Origin of the sequence: Bifidobacterium merycicum DSM 6492, from assembly GCF_900129045.1 — a bacterium.
Taxonomy (GTDB): Bacteria; Actinomycetota; Actinomycetes; order Actinomycetales; family Bifidobacteriaceae; genus Bifidobacterium; species Bifidobacterium merycicum.
In genome coordinates, this window is record NZ_FQTX01000003.1 from 1 (window position 1) to 19,684 (window position 19,684).

11 protein-coding genes are annotated in these 19,684 nt (G+C 60.9%); 2 read left to right on the forward strand and 9 right to left on the reverse strand.

What is annotated here, in order from left to right; genetic code table 11:
- Positions 1-791: 791 nt before the first annotated feature.
- Together BUB29_RS05260 and BUB29_RS05265 are read right to left on the reverse strand one after the other, a co-directional pair.
- Positions 792-2,138: a glycoside hydrolase family 30 protein gene (locus tag BUB29_RS05260; protein WP_033522212.1), complete on the reverse strand. Its 1,347-nt coding sequence runs from the start codon at positions 2,136-2,138 to the stop codon at positions 792-794.
- Between the two features lie 134 nt (positions 2,139-2,272).
- Complete coding sequence (locus BUB29_RS05265; protein WP_033522214.1) at positions 2,273-3,598, reverse strand: MFS transporter; 1,326 nt, start codon at positions 3,596-3,598, stop codon at positions 2,273-2,275.
- Positions 3,599-3,961: 363 nt separating this feature from the next.
- On the opposite strand from BUB29_RS05265, the gene BUB29_RS05270 reads away from it, so the two are divergent.
- Complete coding sequence (locus BUB29_RS05270; RefSeq protein ID WP_033522215.1) at positions 3,962-4,588, forward strand: TetR/AcrR family transcriptional regulator; 627 nt, start codon at positions 3,962-3,964, stop codon at positions 4,586-4,588.
- Positions 4,589-4,604: 16 nt separating this feature from the next.
- Here the strand turns inward: BUB29_RS05270 and BUB29_RS05275 are convergent, their stop codons facing one another.
- The 5 genes from BUB29_RS05275 to BUB29_RS05295 all read right to left on the reverse strand — a co-directional run bounded on the left by BUB29_RS05275 (position 4,605) and on the right by BUB29_RS05295 (position 14,616).
- Positions 4,605-6,731: a beta-galactosidase gene (locus BUB29_RS05275; RefSeq protein WP_033522217.1), complete on the reverse strand. Its 2,127-nt coding sequence runs from the start codon at positions 6,729-6,731 to the stop codon at positions 4,605-4,607.
- A gap of 162 nt (positions 6,732-6,893) precedes the next feature.
- Complete coding sequence (locus BUB29_RS05280; RefSeq protein ID WP_033522219.1) at positions 6,894-7,523, reverse strand: TetR/AcrR family transcriptional regulator; 630 nt, start codon at positions 7,521-7,523, stop codon at positions 6,894-6,896.
- Positions 7,524-7,559: 36 nt separating this feature from the next.
- Positions 7,560-8,837, reverse strand: coding sequence for a glutamate-cysteine ligase family protein (locus BUB29_RS05285; RefSeq protein WP_033522220.1), 1,278 nt, complete (start codon positions 8,835-8,837; stop codon positions 7,560-7,562).
- A gap of 182 nt (positions 8,838-9,019) precedes the next feature.
- Positions 9,020-13,915 carry an acyl-CoA dehydratase activase-related protein gene (locus BUB29_RS05290; protein WP_033522221.1) on the reverse strand — a complete coding sequence of 1,632 codons (4,896 nt, stop codon included), beginning with the start codon at positions 13,913-13,915 and terminating at the stop codon, positions 9,020-9,022.
- Positions 13,916-14,247: 332 nt separating this feature from the next.
- Positions 14,248-14,616, reverse strand: coding sequence for a metallopeptidase family protein (locus tag BUB29_RS05295; RefSeq protein ID WP_033522222.1), 369 nt, complete (start codon positions 14,614-14,616; stop codon positions 14,248-14,250).
- A gap of 173 nt (positions 14,617-14,789) precedes the next feature.
- Here BUB29_RS05295 and BUB29_RS05300 point away from each other — a divergent pair, with 173 nt between their 5' ends.
- Positions 14,790-15,989 (forward strand): hypothetical protein, encoded by a 1,200-nt coding sequence (locus tag BUB29_RS05300; RefSeq protein ID WP_051914981.1) that lies wholly within the window; start codon positions 14,790-14,792, stop codon positions 15,987-15,989.
- 136 nt (positions 15,990-16,125) lie between these two features.
- Here BUB29_RS05300 and nrdG read toward each other — a convergent pair whose 3' ends face one another.
- Together nrdG and nrdD are read right to left on the reverse strand one after the other, a co-directional pair.
- The gene (nrdG, locus tag BUB29_RS05305; protein ID WP_234356083.1) at positions 16,126-16,890 is read right to left on the reverse strand and encodes an anaerobic ribonucleoside-triphosphate reductase activating protein; all 765 of its coding nucleotides are present in this window, start codon (positions 16,888-16,890) and stop codon (positions 16,126-16,128) included.
- A gap of 215 nt (positions 16,891-17,105) precedes the next feature.
- Positions 17,106-19,496 carry an anaerobic ribonucleoside-triphosphate reductase gene (gene nrdD, locus BUB29_RS05310; RefSeq protein ID WP_033522224.1) on the reverse strand — a complete coding sequence of 797 codons (2,391 nt, stop codon included), beginning with the start codon at positions 19,494-19,496 and terminating at the stop codon, positions 17,106-17,108.
- Between the last annotated feature and the right edge of the window lie 188 nt (positions 19,497-19,684).

A 19,684-nucleotide genomic window follows, 5' to 3' on the forward strand; every position in this document is an offset into this window, starting at 1 on the left:
AAAATGGGGATGTACAACAGCAGACCCCAACCCCGCCTTCCGCCTCCATCCCCAAAATCGGACGGAATCCGGGCAAAATTGTCTGAAAATGGGGATGTATAGCGGCAGAGTCCACTCCATTCTTGCCTCCGTCCCATTCCCTTCCCGCCCCGCCCGTCCCCACTCTCATCCCCAAAATCGGACAGAATCCGGGCAAAATTGTCTGAAAATGGGGAAACGCTGCGGGACTTGGAGCTCCAGGACAAGACAAGACTGAAGCAAAAGACAAGACTGAAGCAAAAGACAAGACTGAAGCAAAAGACAAGACTGAAGCAAAAGACAAGACGAGGACCGGAGCCGCCGCATACGCGGGACTCCGGTCCTCCACACAACCAGCAGGAAGAAAAAGGAAAGATCCTGCGGTTGATCCACATGGCCCGAACATGCGTTCAGGCCGACTGGCCGATCAGCCAGTTGATCGATCAATCGACTACCCGTCCAATTGGGTTGGCAAGCAGACAAAAGCCAACCCAACCGAACAGGCAAGCAGACAGTCGCCGATCAGTCGATCACGAATAATCTGCGCCCATGAATGGGGACATCCGATCCGACGGACATCCAACCGCCCACGGGCAGACAAGGGACACGCTCACGAGCAGCCCACGGGTACACTCGCAAACATCTTTACGGGCACACCTGCACCGTACCGTACCGTACCGTACCGCAAACGCAAACCGCAAACCGCAAACCGCAAACGACAAACGGCAAACCGCAAACCGCACCCGTGAGCGGCAAGCCCGGGCATAATCCGCTCAGTCCAGCACGAAGGTGTTGAACGATCGCGGAGCAAGCGTTACCTTGAAGCCGCGTTCGGTGGCATCGGGATCGGCGAATTCGAACGGGCGCTCCTCGTCGAGGGCGTTCTGCGCCACGACCACCACCGTGCCGTCCGGGTTGCGGAAGGCGATGGCCATCGAGTTGAAATGGCCAGTGGTGCCGAGCACCTTCGCGCCGGGCCTGACGAAATGCGAGAAGTGGCGCATCACGTAGTATTCCGGATTGCGGCGCACCTCATGCGTGTCGGCGGTGATGGTGAACAGGGAGTTCTGCCACCAGCCCCATGTGGAATCCTGGTCGTCAAGAATCATGTTCCAGTAGGTGTATGCGGTGGCGCCGTTGCGGAAGTAGTGGTTAATCAGATGGAAGATGTACTCCGCGTACTCCCAGCTGTTGTCGCCGGTGCCGCATTCGGACTCCGACTGGATCAGCTCGATCTCCGGCCATGATTCGTGCGTGCGGGCGATGCAGTTCTGGCCGGCCCACTGGTAGGCGATGCCCTTGATGTACTTGCGCGCGCCGTCGTCGAAGAGGATGTTGTCGACGAAGCGGTTGTAGTTGTTGAGCGTCATGCCATAGCCGCCGCCGGTCCAAGCCATGTCCTCCGGGCCGTTGAGGGTGCCCAGCCAGATGTCGGTGTCGAGTCCGGCCTCGTCGAACGCCGGTCCGAGGTAGTCGCGGATGAACACCTTGAGCGCTTCGGAATCCCACAGGGCGCTCGGGAACTTCTGGTCGGCGAACACCTCGTTCTGCACGTGCAGCTGGTTCACAGTGATGCCGTGCTCGGCGTAGGCCTGGATGTACTTGACGAAGTATTTGGCGTAGGCTCTGAGGTTCTCCGGGGTCTGCACGAGACGGCCGTAGTTGTAGGCCTTCGGGCGCTTCATCCACGTCGGCGGGCTCCACGGGCTGGAGAACAGTTGCATGTTCGGCTGCCATCCCTGCGCGCGGTGGATGTACGGGATCAGGGTCTGTTCGTCGTGTTCGACGGAGAAATGTTCCATCTCGTAGTCGCCGTCGACCTCGTCGTAGCTGTACCAGTGGTCGGCGAAATCGTTGGCTCCGACGGGGGCGCGGTTGAAGGTGAAGTTCATCTCGTCGGGGCTGAACAGTTCCTTGATGATCTGGTCGCGTTCGGCTTCGCTGACGTTCTGCAGCGGCAGCCAGCCGAGTTCGTTGAAGCAGCCGCCGAAGCCGCGCAGGGCTTGGTATTCGTTGCCGTCGAGCTGCAGGTCGGCCGCGGTGGTGGCGTTGGTGGATTCGATGTCGGAGGTTCGGTCGGCAAGCTTGTCGTCTTGCGTCGTTGCAATCCAGGTGGTCATGATGCTCCTTGGTATCGTCGTTGATAATTCGAATATGCGTTGATGTTTGGTATGGATGGGATGCGGGGCGATTTGGCCCCGCGGAGGGAGACAGTCTACGAAAACGACCATCTCCCCGGTTTGGAGCAGCTATCTTACTTGACCTTCTTGATGGCCATGATGAAGATACAGCCGATGATGGCCAATGCGATGGCGACCGGGAACGCGAAGTTGTAGCCCAGTGCCACGACGATGGTGGACATGATGACCGGACCGCACATCTGGCCGAGGGTGGTGGCCATGTTCAGGATGCCCAGATCCTTGCCGGCTTCTTCCTTGTTCGGCAGGACGTCCACGAGCAGGGCCTGGTCGACGGCGGAGTAGACGGCGTAGCCGAGACCTGCGATGCCGGCGAACAAGTACATGCCCAGCGAAGACGGAATCAGCCACGGCATGGCGATGCCGACGGCGAAGAGCACGGAGGCCACGACGACCGGAACCTTACGGCGACCGATGAAATCGGACACCGGGCCGGAGATGAAGGAACCAACCAGGGACATGACCATCATGATCATGGACACGACGGACACGGTGACGGCGGATTCCTTGACGGACTGGCCGATGTAGTTCTGGATGATGTACAGCTGGTAGACGTTGATCATCTGGTAGCTGATGAGCATGCAGAAGCGGCCGGCGAAAGCCTTGTAGAAGTCATGGGCGGTGGAGAACTTCGGCGGGCGGAAGGAGACGAGGATGTCCTTGAAGGAGCCTTCGTCCTTCGGCAGGAAGTCGGCGGACTGCTCCTTCGGCAGGATGATCACGGCGACGACACCGCCGAGGAACATGAGCACGCCGGCGACGGCGAAGCCCGGAACCAGGTTTTCGATGAACAGGGCGCCCAGCATGGTGCCGATTGGAGCGCCGATGGTGGAGCCGGCGCCGTAGAAGGCGGACATGGTTCCGCGGATGCCGGACGGCACGCGGTCGGACAGGATGGCCACCAGCGGAGCGATCATGCAGTTGAGACCGAACATGCAGCCGCAGTAGAAGATCGTCAACAGCACGGCGTTATGCGTGGTGCCGGTCAGGAACAGCATGACGCCACCGAGCACGGCTCCGAAGAGGATCCACGGGGTACGACGGCCGAACCTGGAACGGGAACGATCGGAGAAGTTGCCGAACATCAGGTTGGCGACCAGAGACGCGACGGCGGTGAAGGCGTTGACGACGCCCACCAAAGCGTCCGGATTGACGCCCGGGATGGTCTTGTAGTGCATCGGCAGCAGCACTGCGGAGACGATGCCGAGGCCGGACATCCACAGGAGGCCGAAGACGATGAAGCCGGCTCCGAAGCGGAACATGGTCACCTTGTCCAGCGGTTTGCCGGTCTCAGGCGATAGACGCGGATCCTTCTCCGCGGCGGCGACGTTGGCGTTGTACGCGGCCAGACGCTCTTCCGTGCTTGCAATTGCCTCACTCATGAAACTCTCCTTTGAATCATGCTTCAGTAGTGAATTTGCTTGTGGTTGTGTATCTCGATTTAGGTCAGGGGGCTGCCTCGCCCCTCCGTTAACTACCACTTGGTAATTAACATATCCATAGCGTAAATCATCCTTCCTGAAAACGCAAATCGGTCCGTCACCGACGCGCTCACCGGTTTTCATAAAGGCGATTCACACTGTTTGATTATCGGACAGCCGCCTTGTTTTTTATTACTTAGTAGCTGCTTAGTTAAATGATATTACATTTCTATTTTTCTGTCATTTTCGGCGTGTTCCAATGGTTTTGCACATACTTCCCCACTTCGTCCTGTACCTTAGTAAGCACAAGATAAAGGAGATTGCATGCGTCGCCGCACCGAGAACAGACCCAAGAAACGAATGAGCGCCGAGGACCGCAGAAAGGCGATTCTCGAAACCACCATCTCGTTCATCTCTCAATTCGGTTTCTGGGGCTTCACCATCCGTGATGTGGCGCAAGCCCAGAACATCACCGAAGCCGGCCTCCTTTACTACTTCAAATCCAAAGAACAACTGCTTGAGGAAACCCTCAAATACGCCGATCGGACCAATCAGATCGCCATCGCCGAACATCTCGGCGTGGAAGGCGTGACCGGCGAAGTCCTTGACGACGGCATCGCATACCATTGCGACCTGGGGCTCAAGGCCATCACCACGGGAACCGTGGAAACGAACGCCGGCCGTCCGGAAATGGTCCGCCTCTACACCCTGCTGGAAAGCGAGGCGTTGAGCAAGGACCATCCCGTGCACGAGTACTTCGAGCAGCGCGAGGACAATCTGCTCAAGGAATACGCGGTGGCCGCGGCCCGCGACGGGGTCGACGATCCGGAACGCACCGCACTGCAGGTGCTCTCCGCCATGGAAGGCCTACAGTTGCGCTGGCTCAACGGTGCCCGGAACGTCGACTTCGTCAACGAATGGAAAGCGCTCGTCGACCTGCTCATTCCCTGAGCCGACCGCCCATCGATCAGCCCGCAATCACGGCGAGATTCCACCGCCCGATCGTCAGCTCATCGCCGACCTTCACCACATCGCCCGCCTTGAGCGCGACGCCTGACGTGGCCTCGCCGTCAACGGTGCCATCGGTGGCGATTACCACCGGCGCGACCACCACGTCGCCAGCCACCGGGCTTGCGACGGTGACCTCGTCGGCGGAATAGTTCAGCAGATACGTCACCGTCTCGCCCTTGGCATTGACGCCCTGACGCACGGCGACCTTGCCCGCGAGCGCGGCACCGCAGCCGGCGACACCCGCATGGTCGACAGCTTCGCGCATCACCTCACGGATCGAATCCGCGTCGAGCAGCGTGGCGATCCATTCGGCGTCGCCCTTGCCGAAGGCGTGGCGGGTGACCGCCGCATAGTCCTTCCAAGCGTAGTGGCCGTATCCGGCGAGTACCTCGGTGTCTTCGCCGGCGTCCAGCAGCTCGATGAGCGCCTGCGCGTCGGTGGACGGCGTGCCCGCGAGGGGGCCGGAGAATTCCACGGACACGTGGCCGTTCGGCCTGGTGAACTGGTTGTAGGTCATGCCGAACACGTCGGTCAGATTGTGCGGCGCACGGTCGGCCCAGACGCTCACTTCGTCATCGCTCACGAAGGAGCGCATGGTGGACACCAGGTGGCCGCCGTCGGCGACGAAGGTGCGCAGGTTGTCGATGGTCTCCTGCGGAGCGCAGTAGAGGGCCGGCGTCACGATCATCTCGTATCCGGCGATCCGCTCGGCCGATGCGTCGGAAGGGATGAAGTCGCATTCGACGTTGAGTTCGAACAGCGCGTCGTACATGTTGCGCACCACGTCGTTGTACTTGAGCGTGCCGCCGAACGGGAAACCGGCTTCGATGAGGAACCAGTCGAGGGCCGTGAGCGATTCGTTGCTCACCATGATGGCGACCTTGTTGCGTTTGCTCAGGTGGACCAGACGCTCCCCCACTTCGGGCGAGGCGACCTCATGTCCGAACACGCCCGCCTCGCGGTAGGTCGGATTCGGTTCGAGGTCGTGGCTCAGCAGGCCCTTCCAGTAGGTTTCGAAGGAGTTGTGGATGGAGTGCCAATGCCAGTATTCCACCATGTCCGCGCCGGATGCGAGGTGCGAGTAGGCCTGCAAGCGCAGCTGGCCGGGGAACGGGACCCATCCGTGCTGGCCTTGCGCTTCGGTTTCGAGCACGAGGTAGTTGCGGCCGTTCTTGGTGGAACGGGTCATGTCGCCGCCGAAGGCGATCTCCTTGCCCGTCAGGTCGTCCTCGGTGGAATGGTAGATGTCCACGCCGGTGATGTCCACGGCGGTCGCGGCCTTGAAATGGTCGACCGCGGGCTGCACACCGAAGGAGTAGCCTCGCCATTCGAAGTCGAAGTTGTGGGTGATGAACTGGTCGTCGTGGGCGTATTCGCGCACGATGTCGGTCTGCCACTGTAGGAAGGCGCGCACCTGATCGCGGCGGAACTTGTCGAATTCGCCGCCCAGGGACTCGTTGATGGTGGCGGTCACGTCCGGGAAGTCCTCCCAGGAGTCGATGCGGTTGGACCAGTAGTCAAGGCCGAAGTGGTGGTTGAGCTCGTCCAGATCGCCGTGGAACTTCTCCCGCAGGTACTTGACGAACAGGCGCTGCATGTCATCGGAGACGGAATCGTAGTATTTCGTCTCGTTGTCCACCTGATAGCCGATGACGGCCGGATGGTCGGCGACATGGGAGATGAGCTTGCGGATCACACGTTCGCCGTAGAAACGGTAGGTGGCGTTGACGATGTCCATGATCTGGCGCGCGCCATACTTGCCCTGTCCGTTCGGCGTGACCGCGAGCACGCTCGGGTCGAGTTTGACGAGCCAGCTGGGCACCGCGTAGGTCGGCGTGCCGACGATGACATCGATGCCGGCACGCTGCGCGGCGTCGAGCGCGCGGTCCACGTAGGTGAAGTCGAATACGCCCGGTTGCGGTTCGCAGGTGCTCCACGTGGATTCGGCGATGCGGATGACGTTCAGCCCCGCGTCCTTCATCATTTTCATATCCTCATCGATGCGGTCGATGCCTTTCATCATGAGGTATTCGTCATAGTATGCTGCGCCAAAAAGGATGTGGTCCACTTCGTTGCGACTCATGGTTTTCTTGTTCCTTACATCTTCGCTGACTACGGTCGAGATTTTTATCTAACAAGTATTAGATATAAGAAATATATTATCTGCCCGCACATATGTCAAGAGGCTTGGAAATAAGGCGTGTCTTACCTAATAAACATTAGATATACGACCAGCCGCTACTTTTTACCGGTATCCGTCCCATACCGGAGAGGGAAAAATCAACCGTTCGAAGGCGAGCCATTCGTCATACAGGTCGATCGGCGGTTTGCGCATCCACCGCAGCTGGATACCGTCCATCGCCTCGATGCATTGCCGTACGATCGGCCGCATATTATCCCATCCGCCGACTTCCGGAGGCAGTTTCCATGCGAACTTTGAGTAATGCTCCCACGTCAGATCCGGTCGGTTTTCGAAATACTCGTGCAGTGGATGGTCCGCGTTGAACGATTCGGTTTCCAAAACCATGTACAGCTGCAGCAGACTGCGGCGTTGCGCATTGTAGCGGACCAGAAACCGCAGATATGCGGGAAACAGCATGCCGTCAGAATCGCTGCCGGGCAATCCCGACTTGGCGAAGTCGGCGGGTGTGCCCTGCTGGTCGTAGCTATCGGTGACCAGCAGCGACAACAACCGCTCCTTGTTGCCGATGTAGTGCAGCAGTCCGGGCTGGCTCATGCCGATGGCGTCGGCGATGTCCTTGAGCGACGTGCCGTAGTACCCCTTCTCGCCGATCAGCCTGCCCGCCGCCGCGATGATTTCGCGTTTGCGCTCTTCGGGCGATTTACGAACCCGCTTTTTCCCCTCGGTAACCATATGGAACAGCGTACCATCGGACGGGCCCTCGGCCGGTCACGCCTGGAAGACGTCCGGATGCTTCGGGTCGCCCGGTTCGTCGGCGAGCACACCCTCAAGGCCGAGAAACTCCTGCCAGAATTCCAGCGAGTTGCCGTATGGGATGGCCTGGCTTCCACGCGCCTGCAGGTTCGCCTTGGCCTCGAACACGTCCTCCTCGCGGATGCCGTCGAAGTAGCTTTCCAGTCGGTCGAGATTCGTCGGATCGTAGAACAGCGAGCCGATGATTTCAGTAAGCCGCTCGGCGCGGGCCACCGGCAGCGAATCCCAGTGGCGGAATTCGATGAAGTTCTTCAAACGCACGTCGTTGAAGTGCGTGGAGATCACATGGTTGATCTCGTACGCGTTGAGCTCGCGGTCCGGGTACACCTCGCCCGCGTTCTCGCGGAAGGCCGCGCGATGCAGTTCCTTGCCGGTGGCGCCGGTCGCCAGCGCTTCGGGCGTATGGGTCAGGTCGGCGAACATGAGCGGCGTGGAAAGCACGTCACGCGCGTAATCTTCCCAGCCGAACCGCCTGTCGAACAGGCCGGGAATGACGTTGGTGCGCTGGAAGTCGAGATAATCCCACATGCGCTGGCGCAGCAGCGGATACGTGTTGAGTTTGCCTTCGAAATACGGGCTGTTGCGGAAGAACCATGCGAGGATCGGACCGATCGCGGTGCCGATGCGCATTTTGGCGATGGAATCGGCCTCATCCACATAGTCGATGCTCACCTGCGTGGAGGCGGAGCAGCGCATCATGCACGGACCGAATTCGCCGACCCTGCCGAGATAATCGGTCATGGCATCGTAACGGTCCTTCGGATTGACGGGGATATCCGCGAAACTGGATTTCGGCTGGTAGCCGTAATGCACGAGTCTGAACCCAAGCTCCTCGACGATGGGATCGATCTGGCTGCGGAATTCGCCGTACAGTGCGTTGAGCTCACGCGGCTCATGCAGCACGCCGATGGAGGTTTCTACCTGGCCGCCGGGTTCGAGGGAAATGGACAGGCCTTCGCGCCCGAGACCGACCAGATGACCGTTCTCCCAATATTCCTTGCTTTCGTCGTAATACGGGGCGATGCGTCTGAGCAGCGTCTCGATGCCGTTCGGCTCGTAATAGCTGACCGCGGTGTCATCGGCGTTATGGACCGGCAGATGCTCGATCTCCACACCGAAACCGCCCGTGCCGCGCTTGGAACAGCCGTTCTCGAAGAACTTCAGCAGGCTGTCGACATGCTTGGGATTCGGCTCGGTGAGCAGGTGCGCATAGCTGATTTTCGGTGTAACCATGGCCTATATGGTATTCGACCATATCGCCCAAGCGTGCCGTCAGGCCGCGAATTGGATATACGAAAAACTAATGGCAGGTGCCACGACGGGCCGTCATGACGTTCATCACGGCGACCGGTCACGACACCTGCCATCAACGCACCGGCGGTCTGCAGGCAATTACTCGCAAACCCGCTTGGGTCTTACTTGCCCTGCTCCTCCTGCTGCTTGCGCATCTTCTTGGCGGCGGCGATCATGAGCTTGATACGGTTGAGCTGGTTCGCTTCGGACGCGCCCGGATCGTAATCGATGGACACGATGTTCGCCTCCGGATGCAGGCGGCGGATCTTGCCGAACATGCCACGCCCGGTCACATGGTTGGGCAGGCAGGCGAACGGCTGGGCGCATACGACGTTCGGGCAGCCGGATTCGATGAGCTCCAGGATCTCCGCGGTCAGCAGCCAGCCTTCACCGGCCTGCACACCCACCGAAGTCACCTCGCCGGCCTTCTTCACCAGTTCAGGCATCGGCAGATCCTGCGAGAACTTGCCGTGCGCCAGATCGATGGCCTTGTGCACCGGCGCGAAATACATATCCAAACCCTTACGCATCACGGCATAGCCGAGCTTGTTGCCGCCCATGCCAAGATAGTGCTCGTTCCAGTCGGTGGTGTACGGGCGGGTGGTCATGAACTCCATGATGCCCGGCACCACGGCCTCGCAATCCTGCGATTCGATGACATCGACCACATGATTGTTGGCGTCCGGCTGGTATTTCACCAGGATCTCGCCGACCACGCCCACACGCACCTTGCGTGGAATATCCTTGAGCGGCAACGCGTCGAAGGACTTCACGATCTCCCTGACCAGCTTCGGGTACGGCAGATATCCCTTGCCGATGGCCTTCTTCGCGGTCTTGGAATGACCATGATGTTCCAACGTCTCACGCACGATGGTGTCCCACTGGCGGTACAGGCGGTTGGCGCTGCCCGGCGTGGCCTCATACGGGCGCACGCGGTACAGGCATTTCATGAGCAGATCGCCGATGATCAACGCCTTGATCGCACGGTGCAGCAGCACCGGCGTGACCTTGAAACCGGGATTGTCCTCGATGCCCTGCGTGGAGATGGCGATGACCGGGATCTGCGGGTAGCCGGCATCCACCAAAGCCTTGCGGATCAGGCCGAAATAGTTGGTGGCACGGCACATGCCGCCGGTCTGCGTGATGGCGAGTGCGGTGTGATCGGGATCGTACTTGCCTTCCAGAATCGCGTCCACCAACTGGCCGATGACCATGATGGCCGGATAGCAGGCGTCGTTGTTCACGTACTTCAGGCCGGTTTCCACGTCCTCACGGCTCGCATGTTCGAGGATGTCGAACTTGTAGCCGCCGGAACGGATCACGGATTCGACCAGGGAGAAGTGGATCGGGCTCATCTGCGGGGCCACGATGGTGTAATCCTTCATATCCTTGCCGAACGGCACGCGGTTCGCGTACTTGGACATGGTGGCCGTGTTGTGCGCGGACGCCGAGCCCTTGCCATTGGCGGCGGCGCGACGGGACGCCTCCTTGGCGGCTTCGGTGAGCTTCGGATTGGCTTTCATCACCGTGTCGAGCATGACCTGCCGGCCCGGGGTCGGGGCCTGGGAGCCGGTCTTGCGGAATTCGCCATGCTTGACGCCGGATTCGGCGCCGGCCTTGGCACTAGCCTTGGCTTTGGCGGATTCAAGCTGGGCCTTGGCTTCGGCGAGCTGCGCCTGAGCCTCCTCCAGCTTGGCCTTCGCTTCGGCCACGGCATCCGATTGCACCGGACGGTCCTGCTTGCCCGGCACCGCATCGGACAGGGCGCGGCGGTGATTGCGCTCGCGCTCCTCCACCGCGGCCTTGAGCGAGCGCAGACGGATCTTCGCCGCGCCCAGGTTCGAAACCTCATCGATCTTCAGCATGGTGTACACGTCGGCCTTGTCCGCCAGGATCTCCGACACCTGATCGGTGGTGATGGCGTCGAGACCGCAGCCGAAGGAGTTGAGCTGCACGAGTTCGAGGCCGGGGTACGAGGCGACGAAATTGGCCGCCGCATACAGGCGGGAATGGTAGGCCCACTGGTTGGTGACACGCAACGGCATCTTCGTGACTTTGCGGTCGCCCACATGGCGGAAACCGTCGGCGTTGCGCTTGCGCGGATCATCCTCGCCTTCGGCGAGATATTCGCTCAGGTTGAGCTTCTCCCCCGGTTGCAGTTCGCAAATGGAATCCTCGGACAGCACCACCATGCCCAGCGAACAGATGGTTTCGGGGATGCCGTGGTTGATCTCCGGGTCGACGTGGTACGGGCGTCCGGCGAGCACGATGCCACGACAGTTGTGTTCCTTCATGTACGCCAACGCGCGCAGACCCTCCTGCTGCACGTCATGCTTGAACACCTTGTCTTCGGCATACGCGGCCTTGACCGCGGTTTCGGCCTCCTCACGGCTCACGCCCGCCCATGCGAACTCCTCGACGATGCGGTCGACCATGAGCTCATGGTTGGCGAGGTTGAAGTACGGGCGCATGTAGCGCACGCCTTCCTCGCGCAGTTCCGGCATGTTCGCGCCGATGACCACCGGATAGTTCGCCACGACCGGGCAGTTGTAGTGGTTGTCGGTGTTGGGCACGAGGTTCTCCTCGTAGCTCACGCACGGGTAGAAGATGGTTTTGATGCCCTTGTTCAGCAGCCATTTGATATGGCCGTGCACCAGTTTGGCCGGGTAGCAGATGTTCTCGGAGGCGATCGATTCGATGCCCGTCTCGAACAGTTCGTGGGAGCTGCGGCCCGAGATCACGACCTTGAATCCCAGCGAAGTGAGCAGCGTGAACCAGAACGGGTAGTTCTCGTACATGTTGAGCGCACGCGGAATGCCGATCTCACCGCGCGTGGCTTTCTTATCGGTCAGACGACGGTAGGCGAAGCAACGCTTGTACTTGTAGTCGTACAGGTTCGGCCTGTCGGAACGCTTGCGCTTCGCGTCGCCGCCGCGCTCGCAGCGATTGCCGGTGACGTAGCGTGCGCCGTCGGCGAACGTGGTGATGGTGAGCTTGCAGTGGTTCTGGCACAGCTTGCACACGTCGCGTTCGGTGGTCATGGTCATGGAGTCGAGCGCTTCGCCGGTCAGGATGGAGCTGGCGGTGTGCTTCACGCCGTCGACGACCACGGTGTTCGTGGTTTCGCCGTCCGCTTCCGCGTTCTCCGCGCTTTCCATGCTTTCCGCATCGTCGGCGATATCCGTGTAATGCATGCGGGCGGTGAGGGCCGCGCCGTACGCGCCCATCAGACCGGCGATGTTCGGACGGGTCACCTTGCGTTCGGTCAGCAGTTCGAACGCGCGCAGCACGGCGTCGTTGAGGAACGTACCGCCCTGCACGACGACGGTATCGCCCAATTCGCCGGAATCACGCAGTTTGATGACTTTGTACAACGCGTTGCGCACGACCGAATAGCACAGGCCCGCCGCGATGTCCTCGATGCTGGCGCCTTCCTTCTGCGCCTGCTTGACGGACGAGTTCATGAACACGGTGCAACGCGAACCCAAATCGACCGGATGCGTGGAGGCGAGCGCCTTCTGCGTGAACTCCTCGATGCTCAGCCCCATCGACATGGCGAAGGTCTGCAGGAAGGAGCCGCAGCCGGAGGAGCATGCCTCGTTCACGGCGATGGAGTCGATCACGCCGTCGGTGATGGCGAGGTATTTCATGTCCTGACCGCCGATGTCGATCACGGCGGTGACGCCGGGGCTGACCATTTCGGCGCCACGGTAGTGGGCCATGGTCTCGACCACACCCTCATCGAGGTGCAGGCCGGTGGCGATCAGGCCTTCGCCGTAGCCGGTGGCGCAGGAGCGTGCGATCCATGCGCCTTCGGGCAGTTCGGATTGGATGCGCTTGGCGATGTTGATGGCCGCGGTCAGCGGGCTGCCCTCATTGTTGGCGTAGCTGGACCATACGATTTCACGGTCGTCGTTCACCAGCGTGGCCTTGATGGTGGTCGAGCCGGCGTCGATGCCGAGGAAGTGCGGGCCTTTCGCGCCGTCGAGCGTGCCGATGTGCACGTGTTCGCGGTGGTGACGCTCGTTGAACGCCTTGCGGTCCTCCTCGGTGGGGAACAGCGGCGGCATGGTGGGCGTGTTGGAGGGCAGGTTCTCCAGTTCCTCCAAACGCTTGAGGATGGCGTTCACCGGCTTGGCTTCGAAATGGTTGCCTTCGTCGTCGGTGTCCTGTTCGGCCTGCAATGCCGCGCCGTACGCCACATACAGGTGGGCGTCGGTGGGGACGATGAACTCGTCGACCTTGCCGTCGAGCGCACGCTTGAACGCCGCACGCAGTTCGGACATGAAGAACAGCGGGCCACCGAGGAAGATGACGGTGCCGTGGATCGGACGACCGGAGGCGAGGCCTGCGATGGTCTGCGTGGCGACGGCGGTGAAGATGGATGCCGCCAGATCGGGCTTCGCCGCGCCGTCGTTGATGAGCGGCTGCAGATCGGTTTTGGCGAACACGCCGCATCGCGACGCGATCGGATACAGGTTCTCGTAATCCTTCGCCATCTCGTTCAAACCGGAAGGATCGGTGTCGAGCAGCGTGGACATCTGGTCGATGAACGCACCGGTGCCGCCCGCGCACGAACCGTTCATGCGCTGTTCCGGCGTGGGCTTCAAATAAGTGATCTTGGCGTCCTCGCCGCCGAGTTCGATGATCACATCGGCCTGCGGGTATTCCTTGTCGATGGCTTCGGTTTCGGCGATGACCTCCTGCACGAACGGCACGTGCAGGCTGTCGGCGAGCGCGAGACCGCCGGAACCGGTGATGGCGAGACGAATCGGCTCGTCGCCGCGCCCCTGCTCTTCGAGCATCGTATGGATGTCGGCGAGCAGTCCGGCCACGGTGGCACGAACGTTGGCGTGATGGCGGCGGTAGTCGGAGAACAGCGTCTCCGACAGGGTATCGGACTGGTCGAGGACCACGGCTTTGACGGTGGTCGAGCCGATATCCAATCCGACGCGCAACGGTTTCGCATCTGGTTTCGCGGACTGCGGTGTGCTCACGATGGGTGCGGTGTCAGCCATGTATTCCTCTACAACTCGGTTTTCGGCTTCATGCCGCCCTTCATGCCCTTCACGCATCCAGCCGAATATGCGGATGCCGGTGACGGCGGCGCCGACTTGCTGGAGAACCAGCTTAGTCCGACCACTCACCTAACACATTCGATGTCAAGTGATTTTGCTCACGGAATACGCGACCCGCAATGTCGGCACCATTTGGCCCATAGCGAATTCCGCGGCGGGCGTAAGGCTCGCCCCGGACGCGACACACGGCGCGATCGGCTGCGAATACGTACTACATCCTAGAAGGTGTTGCGGCGACTGCGTCCGCTTCTCCCCGTAATCCGTATTCCCGCTCAGTACCCGTGCGCGTGCAGATAATCGTCATCGAATCCGAAATAATGGCCGATCTCATGGATGACGGTTTTGCCGATCTGCTCGACCATCTCCTGATGCGTGGCGCAGACGCGCTCGTGCGGTCCTTTGAAAATGGTGATGATGTCGGGCATGACGCCGCTATACGACGTGGTGCGCTGCGTGATGGGTACGCCGGTGTACAGGCCGAGCAGTTCGCCGTCGGAGCAGCGCAATCCGCCAAGCTCGCCCGCGGTGGGCTCGTAATCCCAGGCGATGGCGATGTTGTGCAACGCTTCGGTGAACCGTGTGGGGATCGCGGCCAGGGCCTCCTCGATGACGCCCTCGAATTCCTGATCGCTCATATGCATGGTTCGAGAGTACCTGATTGCCGCGGCATCACGGTACAACGGCGCAGTGCGAACGTTTGCTGGAAGTGCGGACGTTTACGGAAGTGCGGATGTTTGCGGATACGGGCGCGTAGGTAGTATGGGACGATACGGAACGGGAAGCCGGGAACGCAATAGGTAAGGAGATCCAGCCCATGGACGAGCAGGACGATCAGAGGACACGGCCGATGACGGCATCCTTCCCCGCACCGGAAGCTTCGCGGGGAACCGCAAACGGCGGATGGGCCGATACGCAGACGCCAGGCGACGAACGGATACCGGACACCCAGGCGATACCGACCACGCAGGCGATGCCCGCCGCACAGCCCATCCAGCCTGCACAGCCCGTCCAGCCCGCGCAACCCGTCCAGCCCGCACCGGCACAGCGAATCGTATACGGCGACACCCGCAGACCCTCGGGATATACCAGCGCACAGCAGACCGTGCAATACCCCACCGAACAGTACTCGGCAGAACAGTTCGCGACCGCGCAATACCAAACCCCGCAGTACGGCGACACCCCGCAATATGCGCAATGCGACGGGGAATCCAACCAATACCCGCCTTATCAGGGCGATTCCGGCGATCCCCGGAAACACCACAAACGCTGGCCCATCGTGGTCGCGATCATCGCGGTGATCGCCATCGTCGCCGGCGCGGTCGGCATCTACGTCTACCACGACCGGCACGAGCAGGCGCTCGCCGCATGCCGTGACGCGGTCAGTTCCTTCTCCGAGGCCCGCAAGGAACTGCTGGACACCGGCGGCTCCTCGTCGCAGGTCCAAAAGCTGCTGCGTGAAGTGCTGGGCGTGGACGGTATTCTGGATGCGGCCGCCGATGCCTCTTCCAAGGCCGAACAGACGGTAGGAAGCGAAGGATGCGCGGCGAACGCGACGATCACACAGCTCAATCTGGTCAAGGACACGTTGAACAGCGCCACCGCGTCGTTGCGCGAATCCGTCGCCAACATCAAGAAGGATGCGGCGAAACTCGAACAGGACGGCTCCTCGTCGAACAACGACGGCTCGTCGGGCAACGATTCCACGAACGACGACACTTCGACCGACGGCAACGATTCGTCGAACAGCGACACGTTGGAACAGCGGAAGCAGGAACTGCAGAACACCATCGATTCCGCACGCGGACTGCTCGACCAGCTCAAGAACAGCGAAACGACCAACACGCTGAAACAGCTTGCCGGCAACGCGCTGGAACAGGCCATCGACGGCGCGCAGAAACTCGCGGACAACCCTGACATCAAGAATTCGCAAACCCTCGAAGCCGCCAAGAACGCGCTGGCGCAGGCCATCGACACGGCGCAGCAATGGTTCAGCAAACAGACCGACGGGCAGTAACGGGCCGCAGGCCGCAGCCTGCAATAACCATGCCGTCCGCCTCCAACCGGGCGCAAGCATAACGGGCGGGCGTCGACCCCCTGAACCCGGGAGTCGACGCCCGCCCGTCACATTCGCGTATCCCCGGCGTATCAGTTCAGGAGGCTTGCGCGCCTTCGCCCGCACCGCGATCCTTGAGATAGATTTCGGACACCTGACGTTCCTGATCGTGCAGCTTGCCCCAAATCACCGGCTCGCCCGCCTCAAGCGATTTCGGCACGTCGAGGATGCGCTGGTTGCGTGACCCGCGGAACTGCAGCAGTGAATCATGCTGGTCCTTGAGATACCGGCCGTCCACCAGAATGTCGATGAGCTCCAGCAGTTCGCGCTTGTCGGGCGTCTCCCCCGGCCGCATGAGCTCCTCCCACGTGTAGCCGGTCCAGCTCCAAATATCCTTGTCATGCCCGAACTCGCGCCTGATACGCCGCGCCAACGGGATCAGCACCGGCGTGGCGAGCATCGGTTCGCCGCCCAGGAACGTGATGCCCTGCACCCACGGCGCACGCAGATCCTCGATGATCTTGTCCTCCAGACGCTGCGTGTACTCATGGCCCGCTTGGAAATCCCAGATGGAAGAGTTGAAGCATTCGACGCAGTGGAACGGGCAGCCCGACACGTAGAGGGAATTGCGCACGCCCTCGCCATCGGTGACGATGAAGGTCTTGTAGTCGGCGATCATCCGCTTCGACATGCGCCTGCCGTCCCACTGGCCGGCACGCGGGTCGTTGGCGAGCCCCCGCGACGGGATCGACGGCCCGCGCCCCGTCTCCCCCGCGGCGAAATCATGACGTTTGGGCTCGTTCGCCGCCTTGGAACCGGCCTTGGCCCCCGCTTGAGACTCCGCCTTGCGAAACTCACTCATATTCTCTCCCCTATCCGCTGCCGAACATCCCGGGCCGAACGCCTACGCCCATCGGCATCCATCATCATCAACCATCACACGCGTGGGGGCGGTCGGCGATTCACAACCGACCGCCCTCATCCCGCGATCACAGGCATCCATGCACACTCACACGCATCGCATGACGCCCGGCTTGCCCTCGCCCGCCCGGACCTTCATCCAAGCGGCGAACCGTATTACCTGGTCTCCTCGAACCATTCGCGTTCGGAACCATCGCTCAGCGTCACATGGCCCGTTTCGCCACTCATATGCTTGACGCGATGCGCGATCTCCTCATGACGGCCATGCACCATCGGACGCTGCACCGGATTGCCCAGGTAGCCGCAGGTACGCTTGGTCACATTGCACTTGTCCGGGTCGGAATTGCCGCACTCCGGGCACTTGAAGCCCTCATCGGTCGGCTCGAAGTCGCCCTGGAAGCCGCACACGAAGCAGTGGTCGATCGGCGTGTTCGTGCCCAGATAGCCGATGCCGATGTTGTAGGCGTAATCCCACACGGCCTCCAGCGCCTTCGGATTATCCTGCAGGCACGGGTACTCGCAGTAGTTGATGAAACCGCCGGACGCATAGTACGGGAAGTCCTTCTCGAAGGCGAGCTTCTCCATTGGGGTGGGCTGCAGCCACACCGGGTAGTGGAAGGAGTTGGTGTAGAAGTCGTGGTCGGTCACGCCCTCGACCTTGCCGAACTTCTCACGATCCATGCGGTTGAAACGATCCGTCAAGGATTCGGCCGGCGTGGAGTACACCGAATAGTGGTAGCCCTCCGCCTTGCTCCACTGCTTGCACAGCTCGTTCATGCGCTTGACGATGGACAGGGCGAACTCCTTGCCTTCCGGATCCCAGCCGTGGTCGCGGATCCAGTTCTTGCCATAGAACACGGAGGTCGCCTCGGCCAAGCCGATATAGCCCAGCGACACAGTGGCACGCTCGTTCTTGAACAGCGCATCGACGTTGTCATTGGCGCCCAGACGGCCGAACGCGCCGTAACGGAACAGCGTGGGGGCGTTCACCGGCGTGGCCTGCTTGCAGCGCATGATGCGGAACTGCAACGCCTGATGGGCGACTTCCATGCGCTCGTCGAACAGCTTCCAGAAGCGCTCCTTATCGCCATGCGATTCCAGGGCGATACGCGGAACATTGACGGAGACAACGCCGAGGTTCATACGACCATCCTCCTCATCCTTGCCGGTCTCCGGGTTGACCCAGCCCTGCAGGAAGGAACGGCAGCCCATCGGCGCCTTGAAGGAGCCGGTGATCTTGACGATGTTCTCGTAGAACACCACATCCGGGTACATGCGCTTGGTGGCGCACTCCAACGCAAGCTGCTTGAGATCGTAGTTCGGATCCTCCGGATCGCAGTTCACGCCATGCTTGATGGTGAACACGAGCTTCGGGAAGATGGCCGTGTGATGGTCCTTGCCTAGGCCGCGGATGCGGTTGAGCAGGATAGCACGCTGCACCTCACGGGCGAACCAGTCGGTTCCCAGACCGAAACCGACCGTGACGAACGGCGTCTGGCCATTGGACACACGGTTCGAATTGATCTGGTATTCCATGGTCTGCATGGCATCGTAAATGGCCTTACGCGTACGGATCTTGGCCAGAATCTCGCGCTCCTGCTCCAGCTCGTCCACATCGTCATGGAACGGAGTATCCATGGGCAGCGGCTCGCGGGAACCGAAATGCAGCTTGCTCGGCTCGTTCTTCTTGGCGTTCTCCACCTGACGGCGGGCGAACTCCACCGGCATGCCGTCGGGGATGTTCTCACGCGCTTCCTCAAGGAACTTCTCGTAATCCTTACGCGCATAACGGGCGAGATGCTCGTCGGCGCGGTTCGCGGTCTGGCCGCCGTACTGGCTGGACGCCACATCCTTCATGATCTGGGTGATCTGTGTGGCCGCGATGGCAATGGATTTCGGGGATGCCATCGGCGCGTTGCCCAAGGTGAAGCCATTCGCCAGCATGTCCCAGAAGTTCGGCAGGGAACAGTTCGACTGCGCGGTGAAGGGCGAATAATCGGCGTCATGGAAGTGAATCTCGCCCTTCATATGGGCGTTGGCGACCGCCGGGGGCAGCATGTTCAGCGCCGCTGCCTTGCTGACGGCGCCCGCGAGCAGGTCGCGCTGGGTGGCGTAGACATTGGAATCCTTGTTGGCGTTTTCGTGGATGAGCGTCGGATCGTTGTTGATGAAACGGGACACCGCTTCGTTCACATCCGTGGCCTTGGCACGCTGGATGTCCTTGTCGAGACGGTAGTTCGTGTAGTTACGGGCCACGTCGTACAGATGATCCTCGATGAGCGCATGCTCGACGAGATTCTGGATGTCCTCGATCTTGGCCGGACCCGCGTAACGCTCCTTGATCTCGCCTTCCACCTGATTGGCGAGATCACGGATCAGCGCCTCCTCCTCCGGGCCGATCTTCTTGTCGAGATCGGCGAACGCGGACTTCACTGCAGCGATGATGTTGATCGGATCAAAATCCACGATACGACCGTCACGCTTCTCCACCTGCACCGTGCTGGTGGAGGTTTTGCGCGTTGTCGTGCCGACTGTTTCCATCGTCATCTTTCTGCCTCTTCCTGGGCGCTCAAGCGCCGGTTTCACGCCTTGCTCACAAGGGTTTCGTTTTTGTTGACTCATGTACTGTACCCCTACATATAGTTTCGCCACGCCGGCCAAACACTAGGGGTAGTGTTTTTTGGCGTAATACCGCCGAAAAGAGAATTGTGTGATACACGTAACAGCCCGTCGCC